The following is a 23,734-nucleotide window of genomic DNA, read 5'->3' as shown; positions in this document are numbered from 1 at the left end:
GGCTGAATCTCCTTATAAACAAACGTCAAGAAAGCGTAGTCGATTTGATTCAGCTCAGGTTCAGAGTGCGTTCAGGGGCCGTACAGGGTGAGGCCAGTAACCTTGCCCCGTACCCAAAAAGCACATAGCGCATGAGGAAATTCCCCAATGACTACTTTGAAAAAACTGCTGCTGGCTTTCACCGTGATGGGCGCCAGTGTTGCCGCCCACGCCGACACCACCAATTTTGCCGGCCTGACCTTTGGCCAGACCAGCGACAAGGTTAAAAAATCCAGTGCCCTGAACGACAACCTCAACCACCCTAACGCCGACGGTGTGATCGGCAAGGACAACACCTGGGGTTTGCGTGTGGGCCAGCAAGACAGCCAGGGCCGCTACTACGCCACTTACGACAACGTGTCGGGCTCGCATAATGGCATTAAACTGCGTCAGGAAAACCTGCTGGGCAGCTACGATCTGTTTTACCCAGTGGGTGGCAGCACCAAACTGTTCGGCGGTGCCACGGCCGGTTTGACCAAAATGACCCAGGAATCGCCAGGCTTCAGCCGCGACAGCGACATCGGTTACGCCATTGGCGGCCAGGTCGGCGTGTTGCAGCAAGTTACGCAAAACACCTCGGTCGAGCTGGGTTACCGTTACCTGCGTAGCAACGCCAGCACCGAGATGAGCGAGCGCGGCGGCAGCAAACAGGGTTCGCTGGACTTGACCAGCAGCGCCCAGACGTACTTGTCCGCCAACTACGCTTTCTAAACAGCGTTTGGTTGCCAGTCAGTTAAGCCTCGCAACCTGTGGGAGCAGGCTTAACTGACCTTTGGAGATGTTGATTTGCCCCGGAGAGCCTTATGAAATTGCTGGTTGTCGAAGATGAAGCGCTGTTGCGCCATCACCTGCAGACCCGTTTGACGGACAGCGGCCACGTGGTCGAGGCCGTGGCCAACGCCATCGATGCGTTGCATCAGGCCGAGCAGTTCAACCATGACCTGGCGGTGATCGACCTCGGTCTGCCGGGCATGGGCGGGCTCGACCTGATTCGTCAGCTGCGCTCCCAAGGCAAGACGTTTCCGATCCTGATCCTCACCGCGCGCGGCAACTGGCAAGACAAGGTCGAAGGCCTCGCCGCCGGTGCCGACGACTACGTGGTCAAGCCGTTCCAGTTCGAAGAGCTGGACGCCCGGCTCAATGCCTTGCTGCGTCGCTCCAGCGGTTTCACCCAGTCGACCATTGTCGCCGGTCCCTTGCTGTTGGACCTCAATCGCAAACAGGCGTCCCTCGATGACCAGCCGCTGGCGCTGACCGCCTACGAATACCGGATCCTCGAATACCTGATGCGCCATCACCAGCAAGTGGTGGCCAAGGACCGCTTGATGGAGCAGCTCTACCCGGATGACGACGAGCGCGATCCAAATGTGATCGAAGTGCTGGTCGGCCGCTTGCGTCGCAAACTCGAAGGCCCGGCCGGGTTCAAGCCGATCGATACCGTGCGTGGCCTAGGCTACCTGTTCAATGAGCGCTGCACTTGATTCGTTCCCTTCGTGTCCGCTTGATGCTCGCCGCCACCACCCTGGCGGTGTTGTTCATGCTGGCGTTACTGCCGGCGATGCAGGGCGCGTTCAGCCTGGCGTTGCAGGACTCCATCGAGCAGCGCCTGGCGTCGGACGTCACCACGCTGATCTCCGCCGCCCGGGTGGATAACAACCGCTTGCAAATGCCGGCGCAGTTGCCCGATGAGCGTTTCAACCTCGCCGACAGCCGATTGCTCGGCTACATCTATGACCGCGAAGGTCACCTGGTCTGGCGCTCGAAGGCCACCCAGGAAGAGAACATCAACTACAAGCCGCGTTACGACGGACGCGGCAACGAGTTCGCGAGGATTCGCGAGGCCAATGGTGAAGAGTTTTTCGTCTATGACGTCGAGGTCAAGCTGCTCGGCGGCAAAAGCGCGGCGTTCAGCATCGTCGCGCTGCAACCGGTGCGCGAATACGAAGCCACCCTCGAAGGCCTGCGGGAAAACCTCTACCTGGGCTTCGGTGCCGCGCTGCTGGTGTTGCTCGTTTTGCTCTGGGTTGGCCTGACCTGGGGCTTGCAGGCGTTGAGCCGGCTGAGCCAGGAGCTGGACCAGATCGAAAGCGGCACCCGCGAAAGCCTCAGCGAACAACACCCGCGTGAACTGCTGCGCCTGACCGGCTCGCTCAACCGTTTGCTGCACAGCGAGCGTGAACAGCGCAGCCGTTATCGCGACTCTCTCGACGACCTGGCCCACAGCCTGAAAACTCCGCTGGCGGTGCTGCAAGGGGTCAGCGAAGACATGGCGCAAAAGCCGCAAGAGCGCGATCAGGCTTGGGTGCTGCAAACCCAGATCGAGCGCATGAGCCAGCAGATCAGCTATCAACTGCAACGGGCCAGCCTGCGCAAAAGCGGACTGGTGCGCCATCAGGTGCGCCTGCGCCCGGTGCTGCAAAGCCTCTGCGACACCCTGGACAAGGTCTACCGCGACAAACGCGTGCGGGTCGCCTTCGATCTGCCGGATCAGTGCTACGTGCCGATCGAGCAGGGCGCCTTGCTGGAAATGATGGGCAACCTGCTGGAAAACGCCTATCGCCTCTGCCTCGGCGAAGTGCGCATCAGCGTGCGCGAAACCCTCAGTGGCATTGAGCTTTGCATTGAAGACGATGGCCCCGGTGTACCACCGGACCAACGCGCGCGAATTCTCGAGCGCGGCGAGCGGCTGGACCGCCAGCATCCGGGGCAGGGGATTGGCTTGGCGGTGGTCAAGGACATCATCGAAAGCTACAGCGCCAAGCTGACGCTGGGGGATTCGCCGATGGGCGGGGCGGCATTCCGGATTCATTTTCCGGTGGTTTGATGTGGGTGCCTGGCCGAAAAGATCGCAGCCTCGTTGCACTCGACAGCTCCAGGGAATTGCGTCCACCTGTAGGAGCTGTCGAGTGCAACGAGGCTGCGATCTTTTGATCTTAAACGGCGATGTTTAAACGACACTTCCAGAAACTCACTCAGGCTACACATCCTTGCGCCGTTGCCTACGACTACGCCAGAATCCGCCGGCTAGTGCGCCTGTGGCGTGGGCTATATCGTTTCCCTGTCGTTGACGAATCAGCGATCGGGTCTCGCAGCCCGTGTATCTCTAGACGCACAACATCCTCCGTTCACATTATGGCGGCTGTACGTGGGAGACCTTCGGGTCTGCCGGTTCTAGAGTCCCGGTCTGCGACCCGCGTATAGCTGCCACCTTCTTTCGTCTCGCAGCGAACAGTGGCGGCTCCATGACTCTAGGAGGCTTTATCCATGTTCAAACCAACGCCTAATCCACCAGCACCCGACGACGTTTCCCCCTACGAATCCCTCGACTCAAAAAAACTCCACGAAGCCGCCGACCGCGCCCTCGACCACTACCTCAAACCACCCACTCCCAAAGACACCAAGCGCAAACCCAGCACCATTTACCATGTCGGTGCGAAGGTCGATAACGAAACCCTGCTGGTCAACGCCTGCGAATCCCTGGCGTCAGCGAGCGTGATGCTCAGTGAATTCGCCGGGTTGATGGACATGCCACATCGCAACATGATGTTGGGGATTCAATCGGTGGTCATGCTCGGTGAGCTGGCCGTCAACCGAGTGCTGGATAACCTTGATCCGCAGGGCTAGCGAGGATCTGTGGCAAAGGGGCTTGTTGTGGCGAGGGGGCTTGCCCCCGTTCGGCTGCGCAGCAGTCGCAAAACCGGTGTATGCGGTGTACCTGAATACCTGCGGTTGCAGATTTTGGGGTCGCTTCGCAACCCAACGGGGGCAAGCCCCCTCGCCACAACAGCCTGTCTAGCTGCATAGTTATGCGGTGAGTACACCATCAATTCTCCTGCGCCCGATAAGCCCCCGGCGTCAACCCCGTCCACTTCTTGAACGCCCGGTGAAACGCCGAAGGCTCTGAAAACCCCAACTGCTCGGCAATCTGTTGCAACGACAGGTCCGCCCGCCCCAGGTGATAAATCGCGATGTCCCGGCGTAACTGATCCTTCAATTCCTGAAAACTCGTGCCTTCCTCACGCAAATGCCGACGCAAGGTTTGCGGGCTGATGTGCAGGTGCGCCGCCACCGCTTCCAGATCCGGCCAGCGTGCGCTGTCGCGGCTGAGCAAGCGCCGCAATTGGCTGCTCAGGCTGTCGCCTTCGTCGGGGCGTGACAGCAGGTCGGCAGGGGAGCGCTCGAGAAAGTGCTTGAGGGTTCGTTCGTCCTGCAACAGCGGCATGTTCAGGTAGCGGCTGTGGAACAGCAGGCTACTCTGAGTAGTATCGAACGTTAGCGGGCAGGAAAACAGCAAGTCGTATTCGGCCCCGTGCTCGGGCCTCGGGTAGCTGAATGTGGCGTGCTCCAGACGAATGCGCTGGCCGATCAGCCAGCTGCCGAAGCGATGCCAGATCACCAGCAGGCTTTCGCTGAGGAAGTGGTCCGGGTCCCACAGCGGCGAATCGTCGAGACTCAGGCGAATCATCTCGCCTTCGCGGCTCAGAGTCAGACGCGGCGCCCCGGGAAACAGGCTGTAAAACAACAGGCCGCGATTGAGTGCTTTCTCCAGCGTGCGGCAGTGGATCACCGCGTGGCACATCATCGCGAAGCTGCCGGGTTTGCTCGGGGCCTGCCCGAAGCCCAGGTATTCGTCGTCCAGGGCCAGCCACAATCCCTGGATCAACCGGGTGAACTGTTCAGGCGCGATTCGGGCGCGCGGTTCTTCAAGCAACTCGGGGCTGATCCCCAGTTGCTGCATCAGGCTCGAATAGTCGTAGCCACGTCGGCGCGCGCCGCCGAGGGCGGCACGGGCGAAATGGCTGGCGATGGTGCGTTCACGCATGGGGGCAGGTCCGTCCACTGAGCAATGGATGGTAGCGGTGCCCATCGACGATGAACAAGGCGGATATCCGCCAAATTGCAGGACGAGGTCAGGCGGGTTGGCGGAAATCCGCCACATAGTTGTAACTGGTTGGTGACCAAAAGAAACCTGTAACCCTTGATGTCAAAAGGCTCGCAGGCTTTTTGGCGAATGTGGCACGGGCCTTGCGATACAACCAGCAGATGCCTGCCGTTGCGCAGCTCGACAAAACAAATCCCTCCAGTGCAGGAGGGTTCGCAATTGAAGTGTCTTGGGCAACAGATGGATGTTGTCACCGGGCGCTCTTGAGGAACTTTGCAATGACGACTCGTCAGCCACTGTACAAATCCCTGTATTTCCAGGTGATCGTTGCCATCGCCATCGGCATCCTGCTCGGTCACTTCTACCCGCAGACCGGTGTAGCCCTCAAGCCGTTGGGTGACGGGTTCATCAAACTGATCAAAATGATCATCGCTCCCATCATTTTCTGCACCGTCGTCAGCGGTATCGCGGGCATGCAGAACATGAAGTCGGTTGGCAAGACCGGCGGTTACGCGCTGCTCTACTTCGAAATCGTTTCGACCATTGCACTGCTGGTCGGTCTGGTGGTGGTCAACATCGTGCAGCCGGGTAACGGCATGCACATCGATGTCACCACGCTGGATGCCTCCAAAATCGCTACCTATGTGGCTGCCGGTGCGGATCAAAGCGTCGTTGGCTTCCTGCTTAACGTCATCCCGACCACCATCATTGGTGCGTTCGCCACGGGCGATATCCTGCAAGTACTGATGTTCTCGGTGATCTTCGGTTTCGCCCTGCATCGCCTGGGTGCCTACGGCAAGCCGATCCTGGACTTCATCGATCGCTTCGCCCACGTGATGTTCAACATCATCAACATGATCATGAAGCTCGCGCCGCTCGGTGCCTTCGGTGCCATGGCGTTCACCATCGGTGCCTACGGTGTGGGCTCGCTGGTGCAACTCGGTCAGTTGATGGCCTGCTTCTACATCACCTGCCTGCTGTTCATTCTGGTCGTGCTGGGTGGTATTGCTCGCGCTCACGGCTTCAGCGTGCTGAAAGTGATTCGTTACATCCGTGAAGAGCTGCTGATCGTGCTGGGTACTTCCTCTTCGGAGTCGGTACTGCCACGCATGCTGATCAAAATGGAGCGTCTGGGTGCGCAGAAATCCGTGGTAGGTCTGGTGATCCCGACTGGCTACTCGTTCAACCTCGACGGTACTGCGATCTACCTGACCATGGCGGCAGTGTTCATTGCTCAGGCCACCGACACCCACATGGACATCACTCACCAGATCACTCTGCTGGTGGTGTTGCTGCTGTCCTCCAAAGGCGCAGCTGGCGTGACCGGTAGTGGCTTCATCGTACTGGCCGCTACCTTGTCCGCTGTTGGCCACCTGCCGGTTGCCGGCCTGGCGCTGATCCTGGGTATCGACCGTTTCATGTCCGAAGCCCGCGCGTTGACCAACCTGATCGGTAACGCGGTTGCCACCATTGTTGTGGCCAAGTGGGTCAAGGAACTGGACACCGACGTGCTGCAATCCGAGCTGGCCTCGGGCGGTCGCGGCATTGCCGACGAGCCTAAAGACGATGTTTTGGGCCACGTCGAAGGGGCAACCCCGACGAACGCCAAGTAAGCCTTGTTGTAATGAAAAACCCGCTTCGGCGGGTTTTTTGTTGCCTGCGATTTGAGCGTAACGGTCAGCGTCACTGGCACATAAGGTGATTGCTGCAATGTCCCGGGCTGCCTAGGCTTGGGGGACTGCACTGGAGAACGCTCATGCTCGGTCCACTGGCATCACTCAAGGTTCTGGATTTCTCGACATTGTTGCCGGGGCCGTTCGCCTCGTTGCTGTTGGCGGACATGGGCGCCGAGGTGCTACGCATCGAATCGCCGACCCGCATGGATTTGCTGCGGGTGCTGCCGCCCCATGATCAAGGCGTGTCGGCCAGCCACGCGTACCTCAATCGCAACAAGCGCAGCCTGGCGCTGGATCTCAAGCAGCCCGAGGCGCTGGAGGTGATCAAGCAATTGCTTGTGGACTACGACATTGTGCTGGAGCAATTCCGCCCTGGCGTGATGGAACGGCTGGGCCTGGGGTATGAAGCCTTGAAGGCGATCAATCCACGGTTGATTTATGTGTCGATCACCGGCTACGGCCAGACCGGCCCTTACAAGGACCGCGCCGGCCACGACATCAACTACCTGGCGCTGGCGGGCCTTTCGAGCTACACCGGCCGTGCCGACAGCGGCCCGTTGCCGTTGGGCATGCAGGTGGCGGATGTCGCGGGCGGTTCGTTGCATGGGGTGATCGGGCTGCTGGCAGCGGTGATTGCGCGGCAACAGACCGGGCAGGGGCAGCATCTGGATGTGAGCATGACCGACTGCGCTTTCAGCCTGAACGCCATGGCCGGCGCGGGATACCTGGCCTGCGGCGTTGAGCCGGGCAGGGAAGACCAGATGCTCAACGGCGGCAGCTTCTACGATTACTATCGGTCACGCGATGGCCGCTGGTTGTCGGTGGGCAGTCTGGAACCGGGGTTCATGCAGCAACTGTGCACGGCGCTGGGCCGTCCGGAACTGGCGGCCGAGGGACTGTCGTCCGACCCCGCCCGGCAACGGGCGCTCAAGGACGCACTGAACATTGAATTCGAAAAACACGACTTTGCCTGGTTGTGTGAGCTGTTTGCGGGGGTCGATGCATGTGTCGAGCCGGTGTTGAGCCTGGGCGAAGCGGTCACGCACCCGCAGTTGCAGGCGCGGGAAATGGTGGCTGAGGTGCCGCGGGGCGATGGCTCGACCCAGGCGCAGATGGCCTGTCCGTTGAAGTTTTCAGCGGGGTTGCCTGAGCCGCGGCACATAGGCGCCCGGCTGGGGCAGCATACGGATCAGGTGTTGGGGGAGTTGGGGTTTAGTGTTGAGCGGATTGAAGCGCTGCGGCGGGCCAAGGTAGTTATCTAGCGTCTGTCCCGGCCGAAACTCAACTTATTCGACCCGCATCTCCCCACTGAACACCAACGTACTGCGACAGCGCCGGCACAAATACCGCCGCCCCTGGCGCACCAGGCTATGACGCTGGGCCGAAAACGGGAAATCGCTGTCGGCGCAGGGGCATTTGTAGATGTAGCGGGTCACGCTGCGGCGTTTGACGTCATAGGTGTGGCAGCGGTTGGGCGGCAGTTCGTAGACGCCGCGCATGATCAGTTGCCACTCTTCGCCGTGGGGCTGGATGCGGTCGCCGAACAGTTGATGGGCGATCAGGTGCGCGACTTCATGCGCCACGGTCTGCTTGAGGAAGTCTTCGGTGTTTTCCCGGTACAGCTGCGGGTTGAAGCGCAGCAGGTTCTCATGCAAATGCGCGACACCGGCTTTTTGCCCGCGCAGCTTGAGGCTCACCACGGGGCGTTTGAAAGGTCGTTTGAAAAAGGATTCGGCTTGCAGGAAACAGTCTTCGACGCGGGTATTGAGTTGCTCGGGCATGCTTGATGGATCTCCAAGGATGTCGAGTATGCCGCAACCCCGAGGGCTTGCGAATCGCTCAGGCGCCGAATGGTCGTTGCTCGCATTAGAAGGCCGCCTTGCGGCGGCCTGTCGTGGCGGAACGTGTTTTTTATGTCGGCGCTTGTTTGTCAGTTGGTATAGACCGGTCCCACGCCAAGGCCCCAGACAATCACGGTAAACGCCATGATGGCTACCAGCACCACCAGTCCTACGGCGAGCACCGAGCTCGAAAACAGGAAGCCCTCGTCCGATGGGATGTTCATGAACGTCGGTAGCCCCACATACAACAGGTACACCGTGTAGCAGACAGCCGCGGTGCCGACGATCATCCCCAGCCACAAGTGCGGGTACAGCGCCGCCAGGCCGCCGATGAACAGTGGGGTGGCGGTGTACGTGGCGAATGCGATACAGCGCGCCAGGCTCGGGTTGGCGTCATAGGTACGGGCCATCCAGTGAATGAAGGCGCCCATCACCGCGACACCGCCGAGCATCGCCAGGTACGACATGATGGTCATCCATAGCGCGCTTTCCATGGTCAGCATGACCGGCGCTCGATTACCGATGACCCAGCCGACTTGCGTAGTGCCGATAAATGCCGATATGGCAGGGATCGCCGCCAGAATCAGGGTGTGTGTCAGGTACATGTGGCTGATGCTTTCTTCCTCGTCGCCACGGATTTCTTTCCATTCCTGGTCAGGGTGGGTAAAGAGTCCCACTACGTGATGGATCATGCCAGTCACTCCTCTTGTTGTTGCCATCGCCCCCCAGCGGAGCGCTTACGGGCCAAAGTGGCCAGGTAAGAACAGGTCTGAATACGTGTGCGACCTTATGTCGCAGTATAGAAAGGAGTTACTTGCAATAGTGCGAGGGCTTTAGAGCAAATCGCGCTGTAAAGCACACCGTTAATCGCGGAAGTGTCTTGAGATTTTGATCCTCGGTGGTGCTGAAATGACCGAAGATCGCGGATATGTACCCGAATCTCGTACGATCCATCAGGGCTCTTCGCCCTTGAAGGGTTTTTGCGTAAAATGCCGGCCTTTCGTCACACCTCACGGATTTCGCGTCATGGGCACTCTTACGGTCAACCAGAACAAACTGCAAAAGCGCCTTCGCCGCCAGGCCGGTGAGGCTGTAGCCGATTTCAACATGATTGAAGACGGCGACAAGGTCATGGTCTGCCTGTCCGGTGGCAAGGACAGCTACACCATGCTCGATGTGCTGATGCATTTGCAGAAGGTCGCGCCGATCAAGTTCGAGATTGTCGCCGTGAACATGGACCAGAAACAGCCAGGCTTCCCCGAGCACGTGCTGCCGGCTTACCTCAAGGAACTGGGCATCGAGTACCACATCGTCGAGAAAGACACCTACTCGGTGGTCAAGGAGCTGATCCCGGAAGGCAAGACCACTTGCTCGCTATGCTCGCGCCTGCGTCGCGGCACGCTGTACACCTTTGCCGATGAAATCGGCGCGACCAAAATGGCCCTTGGTCACCACCGTGACGACATCGTCGAGACGTTCTTCCTGAACATGTTCTTCAACGGTTCGCTCAAGGCCATGCCGCCAAAGCTGCGCGCCGACGACGGGCGCAACGTGGTGATTCGCCCGCTGGCCTACTGCAACGAAAAAGACATCCAGGCCTACTCGGACCTCAAGCAATTCCCGATCATCCCGTGCAACCTCTGCGGCTCTCAGGAAAACCTGCAACGCCAGGTGGTTAAAGAGATGCTGCAGGAGTGGGAACGCAAGACCCCGGGCCGCACCGAGAGCATTTTCCGCAGCCTGCAGAACGTGATCCCGTCGCAACTGGCGGACCGCAACCTGTTCGACTTCACCAACCTGCGTATCGACGAAAGCGCCGCATCGCGGTTCGTCAACGTAGTGAACCTCTGACGGTTCAAGTCACTCAGACACACGGCGCTCGCGGGCGCCGTTTTCATTTCATCCCATAGGAGAGGGCATGCGCGATTACAAGTGGCTGCACGAATACTGTCTGAACCGCTTCGGTTCGGCGGCTGAACTGGAAGCCCATCTGCCGGTTCCCAAGACCCCGGCGCAATTGCGCAAGATCAGCGACGACCGCTACCTCTCGACCATGGCGTTGCGGGTATTCCGTGCCGGGCTCAAGCACAGCCTGGTGGATGCCAAGTGGCCGGCGTTCGAAGAAGTGTTCTTCAAGTTCGACCCGGAAAAAGTCGTGCTGATGAGCGCCGAGCATCTGGAGCGCTTGATGCAGGACGCGCGAATCATCCGCCACCTGGGCAAGCTCAAGAGTGTGCCGCGCAATGCGCAGTTTATTCTGGACGTAGCCCATGAGAAGGGCAGTTTTGGCGCCTTGCTCGCCGACTGGCCGGTGACCGACATCGTCGGGCTGTGGACCTACCTGAAAAAACACGGCCATCAGTTGGGCGGGTTATCGGCACCGCGATTCTTGCGGATGGTCGGCAAGGACACCTTCGTGCCGAGTTATGACGTGGTGGCAGCGCTGAATGCGCAGCAGATCGTCGACAAGGTGCCGAGCAGTCTGCGGGATCTGGCCACGGTACAGAATGCGTTCAACCAGTGGCATGAAGAGAGCGGTGGGCGGCCGATGAGCCAGATATCGATGATGCTGGCCTACACCGTCAATCACTGACGAAGATGATCGTTCCCACGCTCCGCGTGGGAACGCCGCCCGGGACGCTCCGCGTCCCTGTGACGCGGAGCGTCACTTGATGCATTCCCACGCAGAGCGTGGGAATGATCGGAGGGGGCCGTCAGGCGGGGGAAGTCTCGCCTTCCCCCGCCAACTTGCGGTTCAACTGATAGCGCCACCGCACATACAGCATCGCCGAGCAGAACACCGCCAGGCTCGCGCCCATCTCCAGCAAACCGAACAGCTGCCGGTTCGGGTCATAGGCGGCCAATGCGCCCTTGATGAAATACAGATTCACCACAAAACACATCCACGAATGCCCACGGGCACTGCCGACGATCATTCCCGGTGCCAGCAACAGCAGCGGCACCAGTTCGATCAGCAGAATCACCCACGGCCGCGCGCCATGCAGGTCGGCGAACACCAGGTAGTAGGCGCAAAGCAGCCCCGCCAGACCGAAAAAGCACAGCAGGCTGATGACGCGCATCGCCCGTACACGTGGTTCGAGCCATTCGATGGCAGGCAACACCTTAGGCTTTTTAGCCACGATGGCTCTCCAGTTTCTGCGCAGTCTTGGCCAGGCGCAGGCCCAAGGCACGGCACAATGCGACTTCATGTTCGTTCAAGCCGCTTTTGCCATCGGCCCCGGCGTGATGACTGGCGCCGTAAGGCGTGCCGCCGCCACGGGTTTCCAGCAGCGCCGATTCACTGTAGGGCAGGCCGGTGATCAACATGCCGTGGTGCAGCAATGGCAGCATCATCGACAGCAGTGTGGTTTCCTGACCGCCGTGCAGGCTGGCGGTCGAGGTGAAGACCCCGGCCGGTTTGCCCACCAGGGCGCCGGTCAGCCACAGGTTGCTGGTGCCGTCGAGGAAGTACTTCAACGGTGCGGCCATGTTGCCGAAGCGGGTCGGGCTGCCCAGGGCCAGGCCGGCGCAGTTCTTCAAATCGTCGAGGCTGGCGTACAGCGCGCCTTCATCGGGAATGTCCGGCGCCACGGCTTCGCATTCAGTGGAGATCGCCGGCACCGTGCGCAACCTGGCCTCAAGGCCGGCCTGCTCGACGCCACGGGCAATCTGCCGGGCCATTTCATTGGTCGAGCCGCTGCGGCTGTAATACAGCACCAGAATGTACGGCGCGCTCACGGCAACAACTCCAGTACATTTTCCGGCGGACGGCCGATGATGGCTTTATCGCCGACTTCGAGAATCGGCCGCTCCATGAGTTTCGGGTGTGCGGCGATGGCGGCGATCAATTGCGCCTCGCTCAAACCGCTGTCGGCCAGGTTGAGGGTTTTGTACTCGTCCTCGCCGGTGCGCAGCAATTGCCGGGCGCTGATGCCGAGTTTGTTCAGCAGGCTCTGGATTTGCGCGGCGTCCAGCGGTGTTTCCAGGTAGCGGACGACCGTTGGCGTCAGGCCACGGGCTTCGATGAGTTCGAGCGCACCGCGGGATTTCGAGCAGCGCGGGTTGTGATAAAGCGTCAGATCGGTCATGTGCGGGTCGCTTCTTGCGTAAAGTGGCGGCTATTCTAACTGTGCGGCGCGTAATCCAGAACCTTGGGAGGCGATGGGTCGCAGGTGCATTCCATTTTTGACAAGGATTGAGACATGACAAGGCGACTGGCAGCGGCATTGGCGATCATGGGGGCGTTATTACTGGGGGGCTGTGGCAACGACTATGGCATCGACCAGAATGGTCACAAGGTCGCCGCCGAGCGTCTGGACAAACAATGGCTGGTGCTCAATTACTGGGCCGAGTGGTGCAGCCCGTGTCGGACCGAAATCCCACAGCTGAATGTGTTGGCCGAGCAGCTCCAGGGCAAGAAGATCGGCGTGTTCGGGGTCAACTTCGACAATGTGCAGGGCGAAGAGCTGAAAAGCGCCAGCGAGAAACTGGGGATCAAGTTCATTGTATTGGCCCAGGACCCGGCCGACCTTTTCGAGTTGCCGCGCAGTGAAGCGCTGCCAGTGACTTACATCATTGATAACAAGGGCAAGGTGCGGGAACAGTTGATGGGCGAGCAGACGGCGGCGGGGGTGATGGCGAAGCTTGAGGCGTTGCAGGCGACCAACTGACCGAGCACCGACCTGTTGAGTTGATCGTTCCCATGCTCTGCGTGGGAACGCCGCCCGGGACGCTCCGCGTCCCTGTGACGCAGAGCGTCACTAAATGCATTCCCACGCGGAGCGTGGGAACGATCAGTTCGGTGCGATCAGTGCGAGGGCATCAACCCTCTTCAAGCCACCAACGCAATGGCTTGCCTTCGGCCGGCCAGAAGCGCATCTGATCAATTGGTGAGACGTCCCAGCGCTGGACGTTTTCCAGCGCCTGCAGGAAGCGTTTTTCCTGCTCCATCAACGCCGGCGCGCAGAGTTTGCGGGTGCTGCCGATCTTGCCGAAGCTGAGCTTTTCACCTTCCAGGGAATACGGCGCGAACCAGTGGTTGCAGCCGCCGTTACCGTAGGCCCGACCGTCGTCACCGAGCGTGATGGTCAGGTGGCTGTAGTCCATCAGCGGACGTTCGCCGATCCACTCCAGAATGTAACTGCGGTTCTGTTGCAACTTTACCGGCTCGGCGGCGCAGCCCAGCAGGCTGGCACCGACCATCGTGGTCAGAGCAAGGCGTTTCATCACGCAGGCTCCTGGCACTTCGGGCACAGGTGCTTTTCGCCGGCTGCGGTCCAGCCCAGTTCGGCAATCCGTGCGGTGGCGGCCGGTTTTTCAGCTTTGTTGCCCAGCTTGGCGTCGACCGCGAACTCGAAGCTCAGCTCTTTGGCACAGCTGTCGCAGTTGACTTTCCAGGTGTGGATCGCCAGTTCGCCGAACACCGGACCACTGGCCACCGCGACCCATTGGCCCGGCGGGTTGATCAGGTGGCGAACCGTTTCGACGGTCAGTCGCATGGACAAGTCCTTGCTGCCTTTGAGGGTCACTACCAGCACGTCGTTGTTACGAATCGAGCCACCGTTGCCGGTGACTTGATAACGCCCCGGCACCAGGGCGCGGCATTCGGTGAGGGTGTGTTGCGGGTTCATCAGGCTGTAGCGGAAATCGTGTTCGACCATGGGTCCTCCAAATATGCGCGATATGCTAGCACGGGCATCAACCCAGCATGGCGCGGGCATGTGACCTTCGATCTGGTTCAAATGAGCTGCCCACTCGTGGCACACTGCCACTTTTGCATCTCTAAGGAACAGAAATGGCGTTGATCGAATGTTACGAGTGCAAGCAACGCATCAGTTCCGTGGCGCCTGCTTGCATTCATTGCGGTGCGCCTGCGGCAATGGTGCACGCGGCCACTTCGACGGCAGCGCCTGTGGAAGCACCGCTTTCTTTCGGGCGTTTGCCGAGCAATGAGAGTGTGCCTCGGGTGACCCCGGCCGCCTTCGGGCGTAAACGAAAAACCGAAATCCAGGCTGAGGTCCCGGCACCGGTGCTCAATGGACCGCGTCCGGTGGAACTCTGGCTGAAACTGATGATTTTCTTTCTGCCGCCGTTTTTTGTCTGGTTCCTGCTGCGTCGCGGGCATTCAACGGGGCAACGCTTGTTGGGCTTCGGCTGGCTGGGCCTGATGTTCGTCTTGTCCAAGGCCTGAGCCGTTCAGCGCTCGACCTGATTGTGTGGCGAGCCGGCCGCCCAGGCCGCGATGTTCTGCAATGTGGTCGCGGCAATCGCACCCAGGGCTTCGCGAGTGAGGAAGGCCTGGTGTGCGGTGATGATCACGTTCGGAAAGGTCAGCAGGCGCGCCAGCACATCGTCTTGCAGTGGCAGGTCGGAGCGGTCCTCGAAGAACAACTGCGCCTCCTCTTCATAGACATCGAGCCCCAGATAGCCCAATTGGCCGTTTTTCAATGCGTCGATCAGCGCCGGCGTGTCCACCAGACCGCCACGACCGGTGTTGATCAACATCGTGCCGGGCTGCATGTGCGCCAGTGACTCGCGGTTGATCAAATGTTTGCTCTGCTCGTTGAGCGGGCAATGCAGGCTGATGATCTGAGACTCGGCCAGCAGTTGCGGCAAGCTCAGGTAGCGTGCGCCGAGGGCTTCGACCTGTGGGTTCGGATAGGGGTCATAGGCCAGCAATTGGCAGCCGAAGCCGTGCATGATTTTCGCAAAGGTCGCGCCGATCTGCCCGGTGCCGACCACGCCGACGGTCTTGTTCACCAGATCGAAACCGGTCAACCCGTGCAGGCTGAAATCGCCCTCGCGGGTACGGTTGTAGGCGCGGTGCAGACGGCGGTTGAGCGCCAGGATCAACGCCACCGCGTGTTCGGCCACGGCGTGGGGTGAGTAGGCCGGGACCCGCACAACCGTCAGCCCCAGGCGCTTCGCCGCCGCGAGGTCGACATGGTTGTAACCGGCCGAGCGCAGGGCGATCAAGTGTGTGCCACCTGCTGCCAGGCGTTCAAGCACCGGAGCGCTGAGGTCGTCGTTGATGAAGGCGCAGACCACCTCGTGATGCTCGGCCAGCGCCGCCGTGTCGAGGCTCAGTCGTGCCGGCTGGAAATGCAGTTCGATGCCGGCGGGCAGGTCGGCGGCGAGAAAACTCTCGCAGTCGTAGGTCTGGCTGCTGAAAAGAATCGTGCGCATGCTGTCCTCCTGGAAGTCTCAAACCCCGTAGCAGCCTTCGGCAGCTGCTACAGGGTTTAAGTTTAGCGTTCAGGCCCTCCTGCGTTATTGCGCTGCATCAGGCATTGATGCGCGCATGGGCCGCGAGGCGATTGATGGCGCGTTCGAGTTCTTCCAGCGCGACGGGGGCTTTCGGGTCCTGTTGCTTGAGCAGGGTTTCGCTGCGCTGGCAGGCGGCGCGCAGTTGCGGGACGCCGCAATAACGGGTTGCCCCGTGCAGGCGATGGACCCGCTCGATCAGGGCGTTCTGGTCGTTGGCTTCACGAGCTACGCGGATGGCCTCGCGGTCGGCTTCCAGGGAGGCCAGCAGCATGGCCAGCATGTCCGCCGCCAGATCGGCCTTGCCGGCCGCCAGGCGCAGGCCTTCTTCGTGGTCGAGCACCTGCAGTTCATGACCGCTGTTGTTATCGCTATTACGCTCCGGCCCCTGATTGCGCAGCGCCAGGCCCGTCCATTTCAACACCACTTGCGCCAGTTGCCGTTCGCTGATGGGTTTGGTCAGGTAGTCGTCCATGCCGCTTTGCAGCAATGCGCGTTTTTCATTGGCCATCGCATGGGCGGTGAGGGCCACGACCGGCAGTGGCGTGCAATGCCGCTCGCTTTCCCATTGGCGAATGGCTTCAGTGCTTTGGCGCCCATCCATGCCGGGCATTTGCACGTCCATCAACACCAGGTCGAAAGTCTCGTTCTGTACGGCCTTGACCGCGGCGTAACCGCTTTCTACCGCGAGCACCTTGGCGCCCATGTCTTCGAGCAGGGTTTGCACCAGCAGCAGGTTGGCCGGGTTGTCGTCCACGCAAAGGACCTTCGGCGCGCGGCTGGAAACCGGTTCGGCGGGGTCGCTGCGCTGCTGGCGCGGGTTGACCAGATCAGACAGGGCCCGACGCAGCTTGCGGGTGCAGGCCGGTTTGGACTGGAGCTGGCTGTGGGGGTTGGGCACCGAGAGATGGAACAGCGTCAGTTCGGTGGTCGGGCACAGCACCAACACTCTGCAGCCCAGGTGTTCAAGGTCCCAGATGTGCTGGTTGAGGCGCTCCGGCGGCATGTCGTTGCTGGTGATGCCGAGCACCGCCAGGCCGATTGCCTGATCGGTCTGGTGGGCGCCGGTCACGCCATTGGCCAGGCTTTCCAGGGTATTGAACGGCGTGACGCTCAGGCCGCAGTCTTCCAGTTGATGCTGCAATGCCTGACGGGCCAGTTCATGGTTTTCCAGGACGGCCACCCGCTGCCCGAGCAACGGTGGGCCGGGCAGGTCTTCGGCGTCGTCGCGGGTTTTGGGCAGGCTCAGGCTGATCCAGAACTCCGAGCCTTCGCCCGGCGTGCTGTCGACGCCGATCTCGCCGCCCATTTGTTCGATCAGCCGTTTGGAAATCACCAATCCGAGGCCGGTGCCGCCGGGTTGTCGGGACAATGAGTTATCGGCCTGGCTGAAGGCCTGGAACAGGGCGCGCACGTCCTGGTTCGACAGACCGATGCCGGTGTCCTGAATGCTGATGCGCAGTTGCACGCTGTCTTCATGCTCTTCTTCGAGCATCGCCCGGGCGACGATGGTGCCTTCGCGGGTGAACTTGATCGCATTGCTCACAAGGTTGGTGAGGATCTGCTTGAGTCGCAACGGATCGCCCACCAGCGACAGTGGCGTATCGCGATAAACCAGGCTCACCAGCTCAAGCTCTTTGGCGTGGGCGGCCGGGGCGAGGATGTTCAGGGTGTCTTGCAGCAGGTCGCGCAGGTTGAACGGAATATGGTCGAGCACCAGTTTGCCGGCCTCGATTTTCGAGAAGTCGAGAATCTCGTTGATGATCCCCAACAGGCTGTCGGCGGACTTTTCGATGGTGCCCAAGTAATCGAGCTGGCGCGGTGTCAGTTCGCTTTTTTGCAGCAGGTGCGTGAAGCCGAGAATGCCGTTGAGCGGCGTGCGGATTTCATGGCTCATGTTGGCCAGGAACTCGGACTTGATCCGGCTCGCCTCCAGGGCTTCCTTGCGCGCCAGGTCCAGCTCGATGTTCTGGATTTCGATGGTTTCCAGATTCTGACGCACGTCTTCGGTGGCCTGGTCGACGCTGTTTTGCAATTCTTCCTGAGCGTTCTGCAGCGTCCCGGCCATGCGGTTGATGCCGGACGCCAGTTCATCCAGTTCCTGGCTCCCGAGGGGCGGCAGGCGGGTTTCCAGATGGCCGTCCTTGAGTTGCGCCACGGCTTGTTTGATCTGGCTCAATGGCCGGTTGATGGTTCGGCCCATGCGTAACGCCAGCAGCGCCGCACCGGCCAGGCCTCCGCCGATCAGCAGCAGGCTGGCGAACAGGCTGCGGTAACCGCGCAGCAGCATGCCGTTGTGGGACAGTTCGAGTTCGACCCAGCCCAGCAGGAGGTCGGCTTCATCGGGGATCAGGTCGCCGGCCAGGTTGCGGTGCTTGCCGAACACCGGCAGCAGGTAACGCGTGGCGTCATTGCCACTGCGGCGCAGCAACTGTGAACCGTTGCCCAGGGGCGCCTGATTGAGCATGGTCGGGCCGGCATGGGCCAGCGGCGTGCGGTCGGGGGCGAGGAAGGTCACCGCGCGCACGTCGGTCTGTTCCAGGGACTGGGTGGCGATGCGCTCCAGCAGCTCGTTGTCTTTGCGGCCCATGGCCGGCGCCACCAGGGGGGCCAGCTGTTCGGCGATCATTTCGCCGCGTTGCATGAGTTGGGATTGCAGGTCCGATTGCTGCATCCAGGTGAAATAGCCGCCCAGGACCAACGCCATCAGGGTGGTCGGCAACAGGGTCAGTAACAGCACGCGGCCTTTAATTCCCAGTTTCTTGAGCACGCATCTCTCCTGCATCCAGCTGTTTATTGACCTGCACATGCGTCCGGCACGCGCCACCTGCGCAGTGTAGCGATTTGCATGCGGGCAATCTTCGTAAAATTGATGTCGTTATTCGTCGGTCAGTTCAATGCTTTGGTCCAGGGAGGCAAACCTTGGGTTGCCCCTGGAGAGGCAATCTTGAATAATCATCAATTGAGAATTATTTGCAGATACTCATGACTCCCATTGCTATTGGCCATCCTCGCATCCTCTCTATCGAAGACGATCCAGTGCTCGGTGCTTATGTTCATGAGCATCTGGGGCGCTACGGTTTTCAGGTGACCTGGTGCCAGAACGGGCAGGAAGGCCTGGCGATTGCGCGCCAGCAGGCCTTCGATGTGGTGTTGATGGATATTCTCTTGCCGGGGCTCGATGGCCTGGCGGTGCTGACCCAATTGCGCCAGAGCCATTCCACGCCAGTGGTGCTGATGTCGGCGCTGGGTGCCGAGGCGGATCGCATCAGTGGTTTTCGCCTCGGGGCCGACGATTACCTGCCCAAGCCTTTCAGCATGGCCGAGTTGCGGGTGCGCATCGAAGCGATCCTGCGGCGGGTAGCGTTCGACCGTCGACCAGCGCCGATACCGACGCCCCCTGCGACGGACTGCCTGCGTTTTGACGATGAACTGGGCGAGGTCTTTTGGGGCGAGTACGCGGCCGGCCTGACCCGCAGCGAGTACCGCTTGCTGGACACGCTGAACCGCAACGACGATGAAGTGTTGAGCAAGGCGTTCCTTTATCAGCAGGTATTGCAGCGCGGTTATGCGCCCCATGACCGCAGCCTCGACATGCACATCAGCCAGATTCGCCGCAAGCTCAAGGCCATCGGTTACACCGAGCGTGAAGTGCGCACGGTTTGGGGCAAAGGGTATGTATTGAGTACGGTCGATGAAGTGGTCTGACGTGCCGGGCCGCACGGTGGCCCTGCAACAGCAACTGCTGCGCGATCTGTCCCACGAATTGCGCACGCCGCTCAGCCGGTTACGGGTGGCCTGCGAAAGCGAGCAGGACCTGGAACAATTGCGCGAGCGCATTAGCCGGGAAGTCGACGGCATGCAGCGCCTGGTCGAGGATGCGCTGCAACTGGCCTGGCTCGACACCGTGCGCACGTCTTTGCCCGATGAAGCGATCCAGGTCCAGGCCTTGTGGGAAATGCTCACGGAAAACGCTTGCTATGAAAGCAGCTGGCCGGCGAGTCAGTTGCACTGTGCGGTGGATGCCTCCTGCTGGGTGCGCGGCCATCTCAATACCCTGGCCCAGGCGCTGGAAAACATTCTGCGCAATGCCATTCGTCATTCACCGCAGGGCGGTGTCGTGATGTTCGGTGGCCGGCGTGATGGCGACTTTTGGCACCTGTGGCTGGAGGACGAGGGCGGTGGGGTGGCTGACGAGGATCTTGAGCGGATCTTCTCGCCGTTCATCCGGCTCGACGGCTCACGGCCGGGGGAGGGTGGGTTCGGATTGGGGTTGAGCATTGCGAGGAATGCGGTGCAGCGGCAGGGCGGGCGGCTTTGGGCGGAGAATGCAGGGCGGGGCTTACGGCTGAATATGCTGTTACTGGCTGATCTCCATGGCGACAATGCTGACGCCATCGCGAACAGGCCTGCACCTACAGTGGACATGTGTCGACCACTCATTGCGTGATCAACCCCAGGCCCTGCTCGCAGATTTTGCCGGAGCGTTCGCGTTTTTTTGTACGACCTTTCCTAAAGCCTTTCGCCGACACCTTCAGGCTGCCTTGACGGTTTAGAGTCACGTTTTTCCTCATCATCAAGGAGTTGGGCATGAATGCATCCAATATTGCCGGCACCACCGCAGATGTCCGTTTCGATGAGGTACTTGCGCTGATTCACAGTGCCAGACAGCAGGCCGTACAGGCGGTCAATACCCAGCTGATCGAACTGTACTGGCAGGTCGGTGCTTACATCAGCCGCAAGCTGGAGCAGGCTGAGTGGGGCGATGCCGTGGTCAGTCAGCTGGCTGAACATCTGGCCAAGACTCAACCAGGGTTGCGCGGGTTTACCCGGCGCAATCTGTTTCGTATGCGTCAGTTCTACGAAGCTTATCGGGGCAATGAGAAAGTGTCAGCGCTGCTGACACAATTACCCTGGACCCATAACCTGCTCATTCTGACTCAAAGTAAACACCCGCAAGAGCGTGAGTTTTATCTGCGTCTGGCTGTGCAGGAAAAGTGGTCGACGCGAGAGCTGGAACGTCAGCACAAAGCTGCGCTGTTCGAGCGCAGCATCACCCAACCGCCAAAAGTCTCTCCAGTGCTGAGACAAGCCAACCCTGCGGCGCTTGAGATATTCCGCGATGCTTACATGGTCGAGTTTCTCGACCTGCCCGGCGGCCATGCCGAAACTGATCTGCATCAAGGGTTGCTGGCGCGACTCAAGCAATTTCTGATCGAGTTGGGCCGCGACTTCTGCTTTGTCGGCTCCCAATACCCGCTGCAAGTCGGAGGGCGTGACTTTGCTCTGGACCTGTTATTTTTCCATCGTGGACTCAACTGCTTGATCGCTATCGAACTCAAGGTCGGCCGTTTCGAGCCGGAGTACTTGGGCAAGCTGGACTTCTATCTGGAAGCGCTGGATCGAGATGAACGCAAACCCCACGAAAACCCGGCCATCGGTGTGTTGCTCTGCGCCAGTAAGGATGACGAAGTGGTCGAATACGCCCTTAACCGCAGCCTGTCGCCAGCGTTGATCGCTGAATACCAGGTCCAGCTTCCGGACAAACAGCTGCTGCAGGCCAAATTGCATGAGTTTTATGCATTGAATATTGCACAAGGAGAAGAGGAGTGAACTGCTTATTCCCATAAGCCATAAGCCCCTTACTTTGCGTGATATGGCCTGCGCACGTTTGCCGGTATGATAGGCGCCCCCGCAGTCCGGATTGCGAATACGCCATGACCTTGCAGTACCCAACCATCGCCGATTGCGTCGGCAACACTCCGCTGGTCCGTTTACAGCGCCTGCCTGGCGTCACCAGCAACACGCTTTTGCTCAAGCTCGAAGGGAACAACCCGGCGGGTTCGGTCAAGGACCGTCCGGCGCTGTCGATGATCACCCGCGCCGAATTGCGCGGGCAGATCCACGTCGGCGACACGCTGATCGAAGCGACTTCGGGTAACACCGGGATTGCCCTGGCCATGGCCGCCGCGATCAAGGGTTACAAGATGATCCTGATCATGCCGGACAACTCCAGCGCCGAGCGTAAAGCCGCGATGACGGCCTATGGCGCCGAGCTGATTCTGGTCAGCCAGGAAGAAGGCATGGAAGGCGCGCGCGACCTCGCCCAGCGAATGGAAGCCGAAGGCCGTGGCAAGGTGCTGGACCAGTTCGCCAACGGTGACAACCCCGAGGCGCACTATACCACCACCGGTCCGGAAATCTGGCGTCAGACCCAGGGCACCATCACGCATTTCGTCAGCTCGATGGGCACCACCGGCACCATCATGGGTGTCTCGCGCTACCTGAAAGAACAGAACGAGAACGTGCAGATCATCGGTCTGCAACCGATGGAAGGCTCGGCGATTCCGGGTATCCGTCGCTGGCCGCAGGAATACCTGCCGAAAATTTATCAGGCCGATCGCGTGGACCGGATCGTCGACATGGCGCAAAGCGAGGCCGAGGACGTGACCCGTCGTCTGGCGCGCGAAGAAGGCATTTTCTGCGGCGTGTCTTCGGGCGGTGCAGTGGCGGCGATGCTGCGCCTGTCCAAAGAAGTTGAAAACGCGGTGATTGTCGCGATCATCTGTGACCGTGGCGACCGTTACTTGTCGACCGGCATTTTCGACGCGCCAAACTGATGGCCAAGCAAGAGAGAGGCCTGCGCTTTCAGCCCACGGGCGGCAGCAAGGCCCCGCAAGTCCCGACCGGCAAAAAGCAGCGTTTGACCATCGAGCGCCTGGCTAATGACGGTCGCGGTATCGCATTTTTTGAAGGTCGCACCTGGTTCGTCATCGGCGCCTTGGCCGGTGAAGAGGTCGAGGCGCGGGTCTTGGGTGCCCACGGTAAAGTGGTCGAGGCGCGTACCGAGCGGGTGTTCCAGGCCAGCCAATTGCGCCGCCCGGCACCGTGCGCCCATGCCGGTCGCTGCGGTGGTTGCAGCGTGCAGCATCTGCCCCACAACGAACAACTCGCCCTGAAACAGCGCATGCTCGCCGAGCAATTGTCGAGGGTTGCCGGCGTCGAACCCGAAGAGTGGGCTGCGCCATTGAGCGGTCCGGAATTCGGCTACCGGCGTCGTGCCCGGGTGGCGGTGCGTTGGGACATGAAGGCGAAAAAACTCGAAGTCGGTTTCCGCGCTGCCGGCAGCCAGGACATCGTTGCCATCAACGAGTGCCCGGTGCTGGTACAGCCCTTGCAGCCGATCATGACCTGCTTGCCGGATATGTTGCGGCGCTTGAGCAAACCTCAGGCACTGGGGCATGTGGAATTGTTCAGCGGTTCGTCATTGGCGGTATTGCTGCGGCACATGGCGCCGTTGTCCGAAGCCGATATGACGATCCTCAAGGAATTCTGCGCGTTCCATGAGGCCCAGTTGTGGCTGCATGGCGACGGCGAGCCGCAACCGGTCGAGGCCGATCAGACCCTGGCCTATCGCCTTGAACCGTGGGACTTGAACCTGGCGTATCGGCCTGGAGATTTCATCCAGGTCAACGCCGGGGTCAACGAAGCGATGATCGCTCAGGCGCTGGAATGGTTGGCGCCGAAAGCCGATGAGCGGGTTCTGGACCTGTTCTGCGGATTGGGCAACTTTGCCTTGCCGCTGGCCAGGACCGTTCGTGAAGTGGTGGCGGTGGAAGGTGTGCAGGCCATGGTCGAGCGGGCCGCCGCGAACACCGCTAGTAATAATTTGCATAACGCGAAATTTTTTCAGGCCGATTTATCCCAGCCTTTGGCTGATGCCGAATGGGCCAGCGAAGGCTTTTGTGCGGTACTCTTGGACCCACCTCGCGACGGTGCTTTCGAGGTGGTGCGCAAGCTTGCGTCCCTGGGTGCCGAACGATTGGTTTATGTGTCATGCAACCCTGCAACTCTGGCGCGCGACACGGTCGAATTGATCAAGCAGGGCTACCGGTTAAAACGTGCCGGGATTCTCGATATGTTTCCTCAAACGGCGCATGTCGAGGCCATGGCGTTATTTGAAGCGAGCTAGGATGGCTCGTCTGGTCCGACTGACCGTCCGTGCCGCCACGCATCAGCCCGGCGGGGCGCCC

24 protein-coding genes and 1 pseudogene are annotated in these 23,734 nt (G+C 60.4%); 15 read left to right on the top strand and 10 right to left on the bottom strand.

Annotated features, from left to right (window positions below; all coding sequences use genetic code 11):
• The first annotated feature begins 147 nt into the window (after nucleotides 1-147).
• The 4 genes from PSH69_RS22780 (at nucleotide 148) to PSH69_RS22765 (ending at nucleotide 3,663) form a co-directional block, all read left to right on the top strand.
• Nucleotides 148-750, top strand: coding sequence for a membrane protein (locus tag PSH69_RS22780; RefSeq protein WP_019581238.1), 603 nt, complete (start codon nucleotides 148-150; stop codon nucleotides 748-750).
• A gap of 92 nt (nucleotides 751-842) precedes the next feature.
• Entirely contained in the window at nucleotides 843-1,520 is a 678-nt protein-coding gene (locus PSH69_RS22775; RefSeq protein WP_018926312.1) for a response regulator transcription factor, read from the top strand.
• Nucleotides 1,517-2,863: an ATP-binding protein gene (locus tag PSH69_RS22770; RefSeq protein WP_305409906.1), complete on the top strand. Its 1,347-nt coding sequence runs from the start codon at nucleotides 1,517-1,519 to the stop codon at nucleotides 2,861-2,863. Before PSH69_RS22775 ends, PSH69_RS22770 begins: the two co-directional genes overlap by 4 nt.
• Before the next feature lie 440 nt (nucleotides 2,864-3,303).
• Nucleotides 3,304-3,663: a DUF6124 family protein gene (locus PSH69_RS22765; RefSeq protein WP_019581235.1), complete on the top strand. Its 360-nt coding sequence runs from the start codon at nucleotides 3,304-3,306 to the stop codon at nucleotides 3,661-3,663.
• 199 nt (nucleotides 3,664-3,862) lie between these two features.
• Here the strand turns inward: PSH69_RS22765 and PSH69_RS22760 are convergent, their stop codons facing one another.
• Nucleotides 3,863-4,861 (bottom strand): AraC family transcriptional regulator, encoded by a 999-nt coding sequence (locus PSH69_RS22760; RefSeq protein ID WP_305409905.1) that lies wholly within the window; start codon nucleotides 4,859-4,861, stop codon nucleotides 3,863-3,865.
• 338 nt (nucleotides 4,862-5,199) lie between these two features.
• On the opposite strand from PSH69_RS22760, the gene PSH69_RS22755 reads away from it, so the two are divergent.
• Together PSH69_RS22755 and PSH69_RS22750 are read left to right on the top strand one after the other, a co-directional pair.
• Nucleotides 5,200-6,534: a dicarboxylate/amino acid:cation symporter gene (locus PSH69_RS22755; protein WP_305409904.1), complete on the top strand. Its 1,335-nt coding sequence runs from the start codon at nucleotides 5,200-5,202 to the stop codon at nucleotides 6,532-6,534.
• A gap of 143 nt (nucleotides 6,535-6,677) precedes the next feature.
• Nucleotides 6,678-7,859: a CaiB/BaiF CoA-transferase family protein gene (locus PSH69_RS22750; RefSeq protein WP_305409903.1), complete on the top strand. Its 1,182-nt coding sequence runs from the start codon at nucleotides 6,678-6,680 to the stop codon at nucleotides 7,857-7,859.
• Between the two features lie 24 nt (nucleotides 7,860-7,883).
• Here PSH69_RS22750 and PSH69_RS22745 read toward each other — a convergent pair whose 3' ends face one another.
• Nucleotides 7,884-8,378 carry a SprT family zinc-dependent metalloprotease gene (locus PSH69_RS22745; RefSeq protein WP_007937535.1) on the bottom strand — a complete coding sequence of 165 codons (495 nt, stop codon included), beginning with the start codon at nucleotides 8,376-8,378 and terminating at the stop codon, nucleotides 7,884-7,886.
• A gap of 149 nt (nucleotides 8,379-8,527) precedes the next feature.
• Nucleotides 8,528-9,130, bottom strand: a complete 603-nt coding sequence (locus tag PSH69_RS22740) for a Yip1 family protein (RefSeq protein ID WP_019581231.1) — start codon at nucleotides 9,128-9,130, stop codon at nucleotides 8,528-8,530.
• A 334-nt stretch (nucleotides 9,131-9,464) separates the two neighbouring features.
• Between PSH69_RS22740 and ttcA the strand changes: the two genes are divergently transcribed.
• On the top strand, nucleotides 9,465-10,289 hold the full coding sequence (gene ttcA, locus PSH69_RS22735; protein WP_007937538.1) for a tRNA 2-thiocytidine(32) synthetase TtcA: 825 nt from the start codon (nucleotides 9,465-9,467) through the stop codon (nucleotides 10,287-10,289).
• Nucleotides 10,290-10,356: 67 nt separating this feature from the next.
• Nucleotides 10,357-11,031, top strand: a complete 675-nt coding sequence (locus PSH69_RS22730) for a DNA-3-methyladenine glycosylase I (RefSeq protein WP_305409902.1) — start codon at nucleotides 10,357-10,359, stop codon at nucleotides 11,029-11,031.
• A 121-nt stretch (nucleotides 11,032-11,152) separates the two neighbouring features.
• Here the strand turns inward: PSH69_RS22730 and PSH69_RS22725 are convergent, their stop codons facing one another.
• The 3 genes from PSH69_RS22725 to arsC are packed head-to-tail and all read right to left on the bottom strand — an operon-like array spanning nucleotide 11,153 to nucleotide 12,526.
• On the bottom strand, nucleotides 11,153-11,578 hold the full coding sequence (locus tag PSH69_RS22725) for a DUF2069 domain-containing protein (RefSeq protein ID WP_305409901.1): 426 nt from the start codon (nucleotides 11,576-11,578) through the stop codon (nucleotides 11,153-11,155).
• Entirely contained in the window at nucleotides 11,571-12,176 is a 606-nt protein-coding gene (gene wrbA / locus PSH69_RS22720) for an NAD(P)H:quinone oxidoreductase (protein WP_018926302.1), read from the bottom strand. Before wrbA ends, PSH69_RS22725 begins: the two co-directional genes overlap by 8 nt.
• Nucleotides 12,173-12,526 (bottom strand): arsenate reductase (glutaredoxin), encoded by a 354-nt coding sequence (gene arsC / locus PSH69_RS22715; protein ID WP_305409900.1) that lies wholly within the window; start codon nucleotides 12,524-12,526, stop codon nucleotides 12,173-12,175. Before arsC ends, wrbA begins: the two co-directional genes overlap by 4 nt.
• 114 nt (nucleotides 12,527-12,640) lie before the next feature.
• On the opposite strand from arsC, the gene PSH69_RS22710 reads away from it, so the two are divergent.
• On the top strand, nucleotides 12,641-13,108 hold the full coding sequence (locus tag PSH69_RS22710; protein ID WP_305409899.1) for a TlpA disulfide reductase family protein: 468 nt from the start codon (nucleotides 12,641-12,643) through the stop codon (nucleotides 13,106-13,108).
• Between the two features lie 151 nt (nucleotides 13,109-13,259).
• Here PSH69_RS22710 and PSH69_RS22705 read toward each other — a convergent pair whose 3' ends face one another.
• Nucleotides 13,260-13,664, bottom strand: a complete 405-nt coding sequence (locus tag PSH69_RS22705; protein ID WP_007937547.1) for an META domain-containing protein — start codon at nucleotides 13,662-13,664, stop codon at nucleotides 13,260-13,262.
• Nucleotides 13,664-14,098: a hypothetical protein gene (locus PSH69_RS22700; RefSeq protein WP_018926299.1), complete on the bottom strand. Its 435-nt coding sequence runs from the start codon at nucleotides 14,096-14,098 to the stop codon at nucleotides 13,664-13,666. The genes PSH69_RS22705 and PSH69_RS22700 overlap by 1 nt, the downstream gene beginning before the upstream one ends.
• A 134-nt stretch (nucleotides 14,099-14,232) precedes the next feature.
• Between PSH69_RS22700 and PSH69_RS22695 the strand changes: the two genes are divergently transcribed.
• Entirely contained in the window at nucleotides 14,233-14,628 is a 396-nt protein-coding gene (locus tag PSH69_RS22695; RefSeq protein WP_305409898.1) for a hypothetical protein, read from the top strand.
• Nucleotides 14,629-14,633: 5 nt separating this feature from the next.
• On the opposite strand, the gene PSH69_RS22690 is transcribed toward PSH69_RS22695, so the two are convergent.
• Together PSH69_RS22690 and PSH69_RS22685 are read right to left on the bottom strand one after the other, a co-directional pair.
• A complete protein-coding gene (locus tag PSH69_RS22690; RefSeq protein ID WP_305409897.1) occupies nucleotides 14,634-15,623 on the bottom strand; it encodes a 2-hydroxyacid dehydrogenase in 990 nt (329 codons plus the stop codon).
• 97 nt (nucleotides 15,624-15,720) lie between these two features.
• Nucleotides 15,721-18,471, bottom strand: coding sequence for a response regulator (locus PSH69_RS22685; protein ID WP_305409896.1), 2,751 nt, complete (start codon nucleotides 18,469-18,471; stop codon nucleotides 15,721-15,723).
• A 215-nt stretch (nucleotides 18,472-18,686) separates the two neighbouring features.
• Here PSH69_RS22685 and PSH69_RS22680 point away from each other — a divergent pair, with 215 nt between their 5' ends.
• From PSH69_RS22680 to rlmD, 5 genes and pseudogenes are all read left to right on the top strand, one after another.
• Nucleotides 18,687-19,409 (top strand): response regulator transcription factor, encoded by a 723-nt coding sequence (locus PSH69_RS22680; RefSeq protein ID WP_305409895.1) that lies wholly within the window; start codon nucleotides 18,687-18,689, stop codon nucleotides 19,407-19,409.
• A gap of 13 nt (nucleotides 19,410-19,422) precedes the next feature.
• Nucleotides 19,423-20,151, top strand: a pseudogene (locus PSH69_RS22675) (sensor histidine kinase); the annotation flags it as partial.
• 140 nt (nucleotides 20,152-20,291) lie between these two features.
• On the top strand, nucleotides 20,292-21,314 hold the full coding sequence (locus PSH69_RS22670; protein ID WP_305409894.1) for a YhcG family protein: 1,023 nt from the start codon (nucleotides 20,292-20,294) through the stop codon (nucleotides 21,312-21,314).
• 104 nt (nucleotides 21,315-21,418) lie between these two features.
• On the top strand, nucleotides 21,419-22,321 hold the full coding sequence (gene cysM, locus PSH69_RS22665) for a cysteine synthase CysM (RefSeq protein ID WP_018926292.1): 903 nt from the start codon (nucleotides 21,419-21,421) through the stop codon (nucleotides 22,319-22,321).
• Entirely contained in the window at nucleotides 22,321-23,673 is a 1,353-nt protein-coding gene (gene rlmD, locus PSH69_RS22660; protein WP_305409893.1) for a 23S rRNA (uracil(1939)-C(5))-methyltransferase RlmD, read from the top strand. The genes cysM and rlmD overlap by 1 nt, the downstream gene beginning before the upstream one ends.
• The last annotated feature ends 61 nt before the right edge of the window (nucleotides 23,674-23,734 follow it).

Origin of the sequence: Pseudomonas sp. FP1740, assembly GCF_030687165.1 — a bacterium.
In the GTDB taxonomy this organism is placed as follows: domain Bacteria; phylum Pseudomonadota; class Gammaproteobacteria; order Pseudomonadales; family Pseudomonadaceae; genus Aquipseudomonas.
Note: the sequence above shows the minus strand (reverse complement) of the source record. Positions and strands in the feature narration are given on the sequence as shown.